The organism is Caulobacter sp. SRI_014, from assembly GCF_057586315.1.
Genome location: NZ_JBYCZQ010000004.1, coordinates 337,280 through 348,390, shown reverse-complemented (window position 1 = coordinate 348,390; position 11,111 = coordinate 337,280). Strand labels below are relative to the sequence as shown.

The window sequence follows — 11,111 nt, the reverse complement described above, 5'->3', positions numbered from 1 at the left end:
AAACGTCGTCATCACCGGCGCGGTCCACAACGCCCAGAACGGCGACATCGAAAGCCGCTCGGCCGCCAACATCGAGGTCATCGGCAGCGACCAGGCCGACAGCTGGGTGGTCAGCACCCAGTCGATCGGAACCATCACCTTCGACCTCGGCGACGGCGAGGACACCGTCAACGGCGGAACCAGCACCGGCGTCCTGACCATCGACGGCGGCACGGGCGCCGACAGCCTGACCGGCGGCGCCGGCAATGACAGCATCATGGGCGGCGAAGGCAATGACACCCTTGCGGGCGGTGACGGCGACGACAGCCTCTCGGGCGGCGCCGGCGACGACATCTTCGTCGGCGGCCTCGGAGTCGATACGGCGAACTACGATGTCGAGCTCAGCGTTTCGGACTTCAGCGGCGCGGGCGGCGTGTTCACCCTCAGCGTCGACGGCGTGGATACGCTCGGTGTCGAGCGGGTGGTTGACGCCTCGGGCGACGTCTTCTGGCTGGTCTCGGCCGGCGGCTCCATCAATGCGGCCATCGCGGCGGCCTCGGCGGGCGAGACCATCCTCGTCGCCGAGGGCAGCTACCAGGAGAACGTGGTCGTCAACAAAAGCGGCCTGACCCTCATTGGCCTCGGCGAGGTGACCATTCAGGGCACTTTGAAGACTGACAACGGTCTCGCCGACGGCGACTCTGTGGCCACCTTCCTGCAGACGGCGACGGGTCCCAACTATTCATCTGGCGCGGGCCTCACCATCGAGGCCAATGACATCGTCGTCCGTAACTTCAACATCGATGACTTCAACCGCGCCGTTCAGATCGGCAACTCGAGCAATGTCACGCTCGAGGATCTGGACCTCACCGGCTTCGTGGTCGGCTACCGCAAGAGCACCGAGGCCAACTCCGATGACCTCAGCATCATCGGCGGTTCGGTCTCCGACGGTGAGTTGGGCCTGTCCTTCTTCAAGACGCTCGACAACGCCAATGGCACGGTCAACGACCTGTTGATCGATGGAACCGACTTCTTCGACCTGAACGAGAAGGGCGTCTACTTCGAGTCCCTCGAGAACAGCCAGATCATCAACATCACGATGACCAACGTCGGCAACTTCGGCCGCGGTCAAACCTTCGGCGCGCCCCTGGGCAGCTTCGGCGCCGGTATCGACATCAACCTCAAGGATGGCGAGTACAGCAACGTCCTGATCAGCGACTTCGTGTTCACCAACGTCGGGCTTTCGGCCGGCGGCGGTTCATCGCACGCGGCCGGCGCTGCGATCTCGATCAAAGCGCGCGACGACGCCCCGTCCTATGACGCGCCGGATGCCGCCACCTGGGTCGGCAGCCCGCTGGTCATCCAGAACGGCGTCATCGACGGCACGGCGACCGGGATTCATATCGGGGAGGCGGGCAAGACCGTCGGCGGTCCCGCGGTCTCGGTCGTCAACGTCACCATCGACAACGCCGTCCATAACAGCGTGCATGGCGACCTCGCCAACCTGACCACCTCGCAGGTCAGCTTCACGGCCACCGACGGCGATGACAGCCTGACCCTCGACCCGCACTCCAGCGGCGCCATTGTGGTCGATCTCGGCGACGGCGCGGACATTATCGACGGCGGGACCAGCGTCGGAGTTCTCACTGTCGACGGCGGTGACGGCAATGACAGCCTGACCGGCGGCTCCGGAAATGACAGCCTGACCGGTGGCGAAGGCGCCGACACCCTGGTCGGCGGGCTTGGGGTCGACACGGCCCACTATGAGGCCGACATCGACCTCGGCGACATCTCCTACGCCGGCGGTGTCTTCTCCCTTGATGCCGACGGCGGCGACACGCTGGACGGCGTTGAACGGGTCGTCGACGGCACGGGCCAGGTCTTCTGGCTGGTCGAGGCCGGCGGCTCCATCCAGGCCGCAATCAACGGCGCCGCCGCCGGGGACACCATCGTGGTGGCCGAAGGGGTCTACACCGAAAGCCTGACGATCACCGGCAAGCCACTGAACTTCCAGGCGCTAGGCGATGTGACCATCACCGCGTCCGCGGTCGGCTCCACGGTTCTGGTTACCGGCGCCTTCGCGGGCGGGGACCTCAGCTTTGACGGCTTCACCATCGCCGGATCGAACGGCGGGAGCATCATCGCGGGCGGCATGTACGTGAACGCGACGGGTATCGGGGAGCTCAGCTTCACCAACGGGGCCTTCGAGGGCAACGCCTACACGGGCCTGTACGTCTACAACAGCGGGATCGACCAGCTGACGGTCACCGACAGCGTCTTCGACAACAATGGCGAGACCGGCCTCAACAGCGGCGCCCAGATCAAGCTGATCGGCCTGCAGGGCGATGCACTTCTGCAGAACCTGACCCTGAACGGGAATACCGGAGGTCCGGATGTGCCGAATTCGGCGGATCGCCCGGACTACGGGTTGGAGATCCACGGCACCGAGAACGCCCTGCTGGCTACGGAAGACACGGTTCCGATCGGCTCAGTGACCATCGACAACGTCGTGATCACCGGCGATTTCCACAAGTCGGGCCTGGCCATCAACAACTACCAGAACCTTGACGGGCTCACGATCACCGACGTCGATCTGTCCGGCGCCACGGCGGACTGGGCGGGCTCCGGCACCTCGGTGCTGAACGTCGACGGCATCCGCGAGAGTTACGACGCCTCGGCCTGGGACGTCAGCCTGCCTGTCCAGCCGCGGGCCACCAGCCTGCGCGGCGAGCACAACACCGAATCGCCGGCTGGCCAGACGATCACCGGCACCACGTCGGCGGACCAGATGTGGGGCAATGGCGGCGACGATCTGCTCATCGGCGGGGCCGGCGACGACCTCATCGATGGCCAGGCCGGAACCGACACCGTCAGGCTTTCGGGCCTGTCGACGGCGGCGACGGCTGTTCAGGCCGGCGCGGTTCTGACGGTGACCTCGGCTGACGGCATCGACGCCCTGACGGCGGTCGAGGCGATCGAATTCACCGACCGCACCGTCACCGTCAATAACGGCAACGCGGTGCTCATCGACGCCGACGACGTTGCTTCGGTGAGCGAAGGCGAAGCGGTCAATGGCAACGTTCTGGCCGATGTGTTCGACCTGGACGCCGACACCGTCACGGTGACGGCGCTGCTGGACCAGAACGGTGACGCGGTCACTCCGAACGGTCAGGGACGGTTCGTGGTCGCGGCCGCTCACGGCTTCCTGACGCTGAATCCGGACGGCAGCTACACCTACACGGCCACCGATCCCAGCCTGTCCGCGGGCCAGATCGTGACGGAGGTGTTCACCTACACCGCCTCGGACGGGGCCGACACCACCACCCATACGCTTACCGTCTCGGTGACCGGCGAATCCAACCCGATCGTCGGCACCGGCGCCGCCAATACCTTGAACGGTGGCTCCTACGATGACGTCATCTTCGGCCTTGGCGGCAACGACATCCTGAACGGCAATGACGGCGCCGACTATCTGGATGGCGGCTCCGGCAACGATCAGCTCAACGGTGGCTCCGGCGCCGACGAGATGGCCGGGGGCACCGGGAATGACACCTACTGGGTCGACAACGCCGGCGATGTGGTGACCGAGGAAGACGGGGGCGGCACCGATGCCGTCAACGCCTCCGTCAACTTCATCCTCAGCAGCTTCGTCGAGAACCTCACCCTGTCCGGCGGGGATGATCTCTCCGGTACGGGCAACGTCCTGAACAACAGCCTTAACGGCAACAGTGGGAACAACACCCTCTACGGCCTGGCAGGCAACGACATCATGCGCGGGGGTGCTGGCGCCGACACGATTGTCGGCGGCGTCGGCAACGATCAGATGTGGGGCGACGACGGGGCGGACCGCTTTGTGGCTGTCAACGAGTCGGTCCTTACCAGCGGTACGCGGGAGGCGGACTCGATCCGCGACTTCAGCGCGGCCCTGGGCGACGTCCTCGACCTGTCGGCGATTGACGCCAACATCAATGTGGGCGGCGATCAGGCCTTCACCGTTGTCGGCGCCTTCAGCAGCCAGGCCGGCCAGCTGGTTGTGGTCGTCGGCGGTGGCTCCACCCAGCTTCGGATGGACGTCAACGGCGACGGTGTCGAGGACTACCGCATCACCCTGCAGGGCAACTCCGAAACGCCGGTGATCCTGACCGGCGGCGAGCCGGACGGGACGGGCGGCTGGATCCTCTGATCACCCACTGACCTGAGCGCCTTTGCGGGCCCGGCCGTCCTCTGACAGCCGGGCCCGTTTTTCTGTCTCGCCATCCTCCGCGCGTCCGGGCAGGATCGCGCCACACGGGAGGGCGCATGCCGGACGAGCAGAACATCGAGGTCGTCGACAATCGCGGCGCGGGCCGCTTCGAGGTCCACCTCGGGGGCGAGACCGCCTTCGCAGAATACCGGCTGGAGGGCGACAGCATCGTCTTTCCGCATACCGTCGTGCCGGAGGCCTTCGCCGGCAGGGGCGTTGGCGGGACCCTGGTCAAACACGGCTTGGCTTACGCACGGGAGAGGGCGCTAAAGGTCAAACCGACCTGCAGCTTCTTCGCCGGCTACATCACCAAACACCCCGAGTATCACGACCTGGTCCATCCGGATTTCCGGTCGAAGCTCGGCATTCAATCCTAGGGACGGAACATGAAGACCCGCATCACCGAACTCTTCGGCATCGAGCACCCGATCATCCAGGGCGGCATGCACTTCGTCGGCTTCGCCGAGATGGCTGCCGCGGTCTCCAACGCCGGGGGGCTGGGCATCATCACCGGCCTGACCCAGCGCACGCCGGAGGATCTCGCCAACGAGATCGCCAAGTGCAAGGAGATGACCGACAAGCCGTTCGGGGTGAACCTGACCTTCCTGCCGTCGGTCAATCAGCCCGACTACCCGGGCTATGTGAAGGCTATTCTCGATGGTGGGATCAAGGCCGTCGAGACGGCCGGCAACAACCCGGCCAAATGGCTGCCGCCGCTGCAGGAAGCGGGCGTCAAGGTGATCCACAAATGCACCTCGGTCCGCCACAGCCTGAAGGCCGAGGCCATCGGCTGTGACGCGGTCAGCGTCGACGGCTTCGAGTGCGGTGGTCACCCGGGCGAGGACGACGTCCCCAACATGATCCTGCTGCCCCGCGCGGCGGAAGAGCTGAAGATCCCCTTCGTCGCCTCGGGCGGGATGGCCGACGCCCGTTCGCTGGTCGCGGCTCTCGCGATGGGCGCGGAGGGCATGAACATGGGCACCCGGTTCATCGCCACCAAGGAAGCGCCGGTCCATGAGAACGTGAAGCTGGCCATCGTCGCCGCCAGCGAGCTGGACACCCGCCTGGTCATGCGCCCGCTGCGCAACACCGAACGCGTCCTGACCAACGCGGCGGTCGAGCGGCTGCTGCAGAAGGAAAAGGATCTCGGTCTAAACATCAAGTTCGAGGATATTTTCGCCGAAGTGGCGGGAGTTTATCCGAAAATCATGATCGATGGAGAGATGGAGGCCGGGGCCTGGTCCTGCGGCATGGTTGCGGGCCTGATCCACGACATTCCGACCTGCAAGGAACTGATCGACCGCATCATGAGCGAGGCCGAGCAGATCATCCGCGGGCGCCTGGAAGGGTTCCTGGCGGCTTAGGACGCCTGACAGGCGATCATACCGGCTGCGGGGACCACGGTTTCCCAGCCGGTAGCGTCTTTCAGCTCGATCGAGCCGTCCCGGGCAACCACCCCGCCAATAAGCCCGTTGGGCGTCTCGCCGCGGAAGCGGACGGTGAGGGTCAGGCCTTCGCCGGTGAAGGTCTGTTCCTCATAGAGCCCCATGACCTGTTCGCCGTCCCAGCCGGTCAATGGAAGGTCCAGGGTCTTGCCCTTCATCACCACCCGGGCCGAGGCCGGGTTCTGGGTCGCCATGAGGACGCGCCGGGCCGGGCTGGTGTTGGCCCACAGAAAGAGGGCGCATTGGCCCGGCGCCAGCTTCTGCTGCGCCAGTTCGCCGAACGGCACGCCGCCGTCGTTGGGCGCGGGGGCGTTCTGGGTCTTCGGCGCGGCGAGGGCGGCGGTGGCGGCCAGGGTGATGGCGGCTAGCGTCACAAGGCGGATCATGGACGTCCCTCGGCGGTTCGGCGCCAGCGGTCGCCGTCCTGGGTAAAGCCGGCGGCGGCCAGAACCTGCCCTAAAGCCGGGTCGGTGGGAATGAGGATCAGTTCCGAGCGCCAGCCGCCATCGCCGCCCAGGCTGATCAGCGCCTCGATACGCAGGCCCTGGGCCTCACCGGCCATGGGCAGCGCCCAGCGCCCCGCGCTGCACACGGGCGAACCGGTCAGGGTGACGGGTTGGGGCAGCGGACCGGTCCCGCCGAGTTGGGCGGTGGCCTTGCCCGCGGCCTTGCGGCACTGGCCGCGCTGGAACACCGCATCGACCCGGTCCAGCTTGAGGCCGCCGCTGACCGGGCCTGAAAATCCCAGCCGCTCAAGCGCCAACAGGCCGGTGACCTGGTCGGCGCCGGTGCGGGAGCCCGCTGTCAGCAGGCGGCCCTTGCCGGTAAAGGCCGCGCCCCGGGCCTGGGCCTCAAGGCGCACCGAACCGGTCAGAAGCGGCAGGATCTGCGTCCGGGTCTTCACCTCGCCCAGCGGCAGCCCGGACAGATTGGCGCCGGTCAGGCGGCCGCTCCACACCGTTCCCTCGACCTGCTCGGCGCTGAGTCGGCCCTTGGCCGCGCCGAACGCCAGCGTGAGCGGGGCCCGGACGACCAGGGCGATCAGAAGAGCGGCGACAAACAGGATCAGCAGGGACCGGGTCTTCATGGCGCAGGTCTCTGCAGGGTGATCTGCGCTTCCAGCAGGCCGCCGTCGGTGCGTGAGGCGGTCATTTCGCTGACGGCGACCCCCTGGCTCCGGGCAAGGCTGGTCAGCCAGCCCATCATCAGGCCGGGATCGGCGCCGGTCAGCCAGACGGTCAGGCGTCCGTCGGCCTCCTCGCGGCGGCGGTCGATGGTCAGGCCCGCGGAGGCGGCGGAGGTTTCCACCACCGCCTGCAGAGGTTGGCCAGATGTCACCGGCAGGCCGCCGGCCCGGGCGGCGGCGTCCAGTTGGGCGAACCGGTCGCCGGCCTTGCTCAGCCGGGCCTCGGAGCCCTTCACGGCGCCGTTCAGCGGGACCAGCACCGCGAACCAGCCGACAACCAGCAGCAGGGCCAGGCCCATTACCGCCAGCATGATCTGTTCGCGCCGGGAGCGGGCCTCCCAGGCTGGGCGCAGGCGGTCAATCATCGGGCGCTCCGGACGATGAGGTCGGTGCTGATGCGGCCGCCTTCAGTGACAGTAGAGTCCTCGATCAGGTCGAGCCCCGCCTGAGCGGCGGCGGCTTTCAGCGTGTCGAGGTCGGAATAGTTGGCGTAAGCCACGCTGAGTCTCAGGGCTCCGTCTTCGCCATAGACCAAGGTTTCCATCCGCACCGGGCCGCTGGCCTGCACGACCTGGAAAACGGCGGCCGAGAGCTCGAGGAAACGGTCGGCGGATCGCCGGGCCTCCAGGCGCGCGAGGGCCTGTCCGGCGGGGTCCTTGTGACCCCGCAGGGACGGAACCATGGCGACCGCCCGCCGGTCGGCGCGGTCCTCCAGGCCAAGGGCGGCGCCGGTGTTGCGGGCAATCTGGGCGCCGGCGATCAACAGCGGCGAAATCACCACGAGCGCGGCGAGAACCGCGGCCCGTCTCCAGCCGCGCACTTCGGCCCGTTCGCCGCCCGGCGCGAAGGCGCCCTGCAGCAGGTTGATGGCGGGAGCCTCGGCGCCCTGAGCCAGCAGGGCGGCGGATTCCAGGGGATTGGCCGGCGACGGGGTTTGCGCGCCAAGCACGGCAGCCAGCAGCTCCGGCTCGCCGGACAAGGCCAGGCTGGGACCGCGCACGGCCAGAAGCGGACCAAAGCGCACACCGACCAGGCGGTCCTCCGCCGGCGGCAGGATCAGGTGATCGGGCGTGACCACGTCCGGCCTGAAGCCGAGGGCGGCGGCCCTGTCCAGCCATCCCTGCAGGCGAGGGGCATCGACGACGGCGGTCAGACGCGGGCCGTCCCCGCGCCGACCGACGGCGATGTGCTGGCGCTCGGGGGCCGCTGCCAGGGCCTCTTCGAGCATGAACGCGGCGGCCGAGCGGGCCTGGGCGTCGCTGGCCGCCGGCAGATCCAGCCAGCGGGCGACGACATCCGCTCCCGGCGTCACCAGCACCGTGCGGGCCGGGGCCCAGCCGTCGGCCTCGCCCGGGCGCATGACATCGTAGCGCAGCACCTCGCCTCCCTGGGCTTCCAGCACCTCCGGGGGTCGTTCAGGATCGGCGAACAGGATGATCAGGCGGTTCATTCGTCGTGGGTCCATCGGCGGGCGACCAGGCGGACGCCGCCGGGCGAAGGGGCTTCGAAGAGCGAGCTCAGGGTGACATCGCCTCCGGCGAAGGCCACCTCGGCATCGAGTTTGAAATAGCGCGACCGCAGATCGACCTGGCTTCGGACGCCGGCGTCGGCTGGCAGCTGGGCGAAGGCCGGATTGGCCCAGAAGGCGGCCAGGTCGGTGAATCCGCCGGCCGGGCGTCCGGCCAGGACGGCGCGGGCGGCGCTGACGGAAACCCCACCCTCGGTCAGGGCGGTCAGGACGACGGCGCGATCCTCGCCCAGGGTGTTGATGTTGACCGGCGAAAGGTCGGTGGTGGGCAGGGCGCAGACATAGGGGCGCAGGGCGGCGTACACGGCCGGCGTGAAGCCCTGCACGGCGCGCAGCTCGCTGACCTCGGCAAGGGGGACCGAAGCGGTCCGGTAGGGCGCTGGCCCCTTGAGATAGCCGTCGTCCTCCGTGCCCGGCGCGCCGACGTTGTTGCTGTCCATCCATTCGGCCAGGGCGTTGGAGAGCGCTTCGGCCTGCGGCTGGTTCAGGGCCGTCAGCAGAGCGGTGAACTGGCGCACGCCCTGTTCACGGCGCACGAAGGGCTCGCCGCCGCCGGCCAGCACCAGGCTGTTGAGGTTGAAACAGGCCGTGCCGTCGGTGACCTTGGCCAGGATCTGGCCGTTCTCGATCGGGAAGACGATGGGCCGGCCGTTCCAGCCGCCTTCCAACGAAGTGCGGGTGGCGTCGCGCTCCAGAAGCCGGCTGATGCGCGCGCGGGCCAGCTGTTCGGCGCCGATGGCGAAGTACTGTCCCTGGGTCGCCGTGGCGGCGTTGAAGGTGCGCCGCAGGCCAAAGCGGATGTCGTCCAGCACCCCGACGGCGATGGCCGACATCACCGCCACCATCAGGAGGACGGTCAGAAGGGCGACGCCCTTTTCATGCGGCTTGCCGGGATACCTCATCGGCCGTCGCCCGCGGTCAGGAACAGCTGGGTGATCGGCCCGATCCCTTCGACTGTCAGGTCCAGCCGCACGGCGCGGGGCAGCTCGACCCCCGATTGCCCCTTCCACGCCGACTGCCACGCGGCATTGTGCAGGAAGGCGACCTGGCTGGCGTCGACCCCGTCGAGCAGGACCTGGGCAGGCCCCAGGGCCGTCCCGTCAAGCGCCGCCCGGACGCGCCGTTCGATACGTCGGCCCGACAGCCGGTATTCGACATACTGCAGCGAGGGGCGGGCGGCCCGGTCGGGGTTTTCCCAGCCGCGGCGGACCACCACGAATAGCCGCTCGCTGTTGCCGCCCCAGGGATCGCCGCCGATGAAGGCGACGCCGGCCGGCGCGCCCGTTGTGTCACGGGTCCGGCGCGGCGCGGCCTGGGCCAGGTCGGCCCGCAGGGTGGCGCGCAGGCGCTGGAAGTCGGCGAAGCGCTCGACCCGGCTCTTCACCGCCGACTGGCTGGTCAGGGTCGATCCCATCACCGCCGCCCCGGCCGCCGCCAGCAGTCCGAAGACGAACAGCGCCACCAGCATTTCCACCAGGGTGAACCCGCCGCGCCTCATTTGACGCTCCGGAATACGGTCAGGACGCTGGCGGGCCTCGGCGAGGCGGGGTCGAGCACGACGATGTCGATGCGCAGGATGTCGGGATCGGCGGTCGCCAGGACCCTGCGGTTCCAACGCCAGGTCCGCATGCCGGCCTGTTCGGCGCCGTTGACCACGCCGATGGCCGGGGGACGTTCGCTGGTCAGCTCCTCGACGGCGCGGTTCTCGGCGACCACGGCGGCCAGGGCCTTGGTCTCGATACGGCCGGCCGCCCGGGTGTTCTCGCCCGACAGGTTGATCAGCGCCATGGCGGCCAGGCTGAACACCGTCAGCGCCACCAACAGCTCGATCAGGGTGAAGCCGGCCCTATTGCGCATCGACCCTCACATTGCCGGCCTGATCGATCAGCACCTCGACGGTCTTGCCGCCCCGGCGGAGCGTGAAATGCCCGGGCGTGGCGACGCCGGTCGGATCGAAGGTCACGCGGCGGATGTCTTTCTCGGCCGCCACAGTGGTTCCTGGCAGCCAGGTTTCTGGCCTGAACGGGCCCTCGTCGAGCGCCCGCCAGCCGCCGGCGCCGCGCACCCGGAAGGCGTAGCCGTCATCGGTCGTCGCCACCTCCACCGGCCGATTTACCAGCACCGCTTCCTCCTGCGCCCGCTTGAGCCGGGCGGCAAAACGCTCACCCTCGGCGGCCACGGTCATGGCGCCGTCCGGAATGGCCACGACCACCACGGCCGCCATCAGTCCGAGCACGGCCAGCACCACCATCAACTCGACGAGGGTGAAGCCGTGGCGGGACCGGCTATTTCCAGTTGCCGATGTCCGCGTCATCGCCTTCGCCGCCCTCCTGGCCGTCGGCGCCATAGCTGTAGATGTCGAATGGGCCGTGCTTGCCCGGGTAGCGGTACTGATAGGGGTTGCCCCAGGGATCGTCCGGCAGGCGCTTGATATAGCCGCCCTCGCGGTAGCGGCTGGCGGCGACGCCGGTCGGGGCGGTGACCAGGGCCTGCAGCCCGGCCTCGCCGCGGGGGAAGACGAAGGTGTCGAGCCTGTAGCTCTCCACCGCCTGCTCGAGGGTGGCGATGTCGGCGCGGGTCTTTTCCTTCATGGCGCGGCCCTGGGCGGGCAGGACATTGATGATCACGACGGTGGCCAGCAGGCCGAGGATGACGACAACGACCATCATCTCGACGAGGGTGAAGCCGGCGCGGCGGGGGCGTTTGTTTTCAACGTCTTGCGACATCATT

Annotated in this window: 12 protein-coding genes; 3 read left to right on the top strand and 9 right to left on the bottom strand. The window is 68.3% G+C overall.

All coding sequences use genetic code 11. The features are described 5' to 3' along the window. The 3 genes from AC2YG9_RS12655 to AC2YG9_RS12645 form a co-directional block, all read left to right on the top strand. The coding region (locus tag AC2YG9_RS12655; protein WP_487298330.1) for a beta strand repeat-containing protein at positions 1-4,162 on the top strand (4,162 nt) is incomplete at its 5' end. A gap of 116 nt (positions 4,163-4,278) precedes the next feature. Continuing rightward, positions 4,279-4,599, top strand: a complete 321-nt coding sequence (locus AC2YG9_RS12650; RefSeq protein WP_487298329.1) for a GNAT family N-acetyltransferase — start codon at positions 4,279-4,281, stop codon at positions 4,597-4,599. Positions 4,600-4,608: 9 nt separating this feature from the next. Next, complete coding sequence (locus AC2YG9_RS12645; protein ID WP_487298328.1) at positions 4,609-5,586, top strand: NAD(P)H-dependent flavin oxidoreductase; 978 nt, start codon at positions 4,609-4,611, stop codon at positions 5,584-5,586. On the opposite strand, the gene AC2YG9_RS12640 is transcribed toward AC2YG9_RS12645, so the two are convergent. The 9 genes from AC2YG9_RS12640 to gspG are packed head-to-tail and all read right to left on the bottom strand — an operon-like array spanning position 5,583 to position 11,107. Further along, entirely contained in the window at positions 5,583-6,053 is a 471-nt protein-coding gene (locus AC2YG9_RS12640) for a hypothetical protein (protein WP_487298327.1), read from the bottom strand. The two genes, AC2YG9_RS12645 and AC2YG9_RS12640, sit on opposite strands and share 4 nt — an antisense overlap. Then, the gene (gene gspN, locus AC2YG9_RS12635; RefSeq protein ID WP_487298326.1) at positions 6,050-6,754 is read right to left on the bottom strand and encodes a type II secretion system protein N; all 705 of its coding nucleotides are present in this window, start codon (positions 6,752-6,754) and stop codon (positions 6,050-6,052) included. The genes AC2YG9_RS12640 and gspN overlap by 4 nt, the downstream gene beginning before the upstream one ends. Continuing rightward, the gene (locus tag AC2YG9_RS12630; protein ID WP_487298325.1) at positions 6,751-7,218 is read right to left on the bottom strand and encodes a type II secretion system protein M; all 468 of its coding nucleotides are present in this window, start codon (positions 7,216-7,218) and stop codon (positions 6,751-6,753) included. Before AC2YG9_RS12630 ends, gspN begins: the two co-directional genes overlap by 4 nt. Beyond that, on the bottom strand, positions 7,215-8,303 hold the full coding sequence (gspL, locus tag AC2YG9_RS12625; protein WP_487298324.1) for a type II secretion system protein GspL: 1,089 nt from the start codon (positions 8,301-8,303) through the stop codon (positions 7,215-7,217). Before gspL ends, AC2YG9_RS12630 begins: the two co-directional genes overlap by 4 nt. Further along, positions 8,300-9,283 (bottom strand): type II secretion system minor pseudopilin GspK, encoded by a 984-nt coding sequence (gene gspK / locus AC2YG9_RS12620; RefSeq protein ID WP_487298323.1) that lies wholly within the window; start codon positions 9,281-9,283, stop codon positions 8,300-8,302. Before gspK ends, gspL begins: the two co-directional genes overlap by 4 nt. Then, positions 9,280-9,879, bottom strand: coding sequence for a type II secretion system minor pseudopilin GspJ (gene gspJ / locus AC2YG9_RS12615; protein ID WP_487298322.1), 600 nt, complete (start codon positions 9,877-9,879; stop codon positions 9,280-9,282). The genes gspK and gspJ overlap by 4 nt, the downstream gene beginning before the upstream one ends. Beyond that, a complete protein-coding gene (gene gspI / locus AC2YG9_RS12610; protein ID WP_487298321.1) occupies positions 9,876-10,238 on the bottom strand; it encodes a type II secretion system minor pseudopilin GspI in 363 nt (120 codons plus the stop codon). The genes gspJ and gspI overlap by 4 nt, the downstream gene beginning before the upstream one ends. Beyond that, positions 10,228-10,695: a GspH/FimT family pseudopilin gene (locus AC2YG9_RS12605; RefSeq protein ID WP_487298320.1), complete on the bottom strand. Its 468-nt coding sequence runs from the start codon at positions 10,693-10,695 to the stop codon at positions 10,228-10,230. The genes gspI and AC2YG9_RS12605 overlap by 11 nt, the downstream gene beginning before the upstream one ends. Next, positions 10,667-11,107, bottom strand: coding sequence for a type II secretion system major pseudopilin GspG (gspG, locus tag AC2YG9_RS12600; protein WP_487298319.1), 441 nt, complete (start codon positions 11,105-11,107; stop codon positions 10,667-10,669). Before gspG ends, AC2YG9_RS12605 begins: the two co-directional genes overlap by 29 nt. Positions 11,108-11,111: the final 4 nt, after the last annotated feature.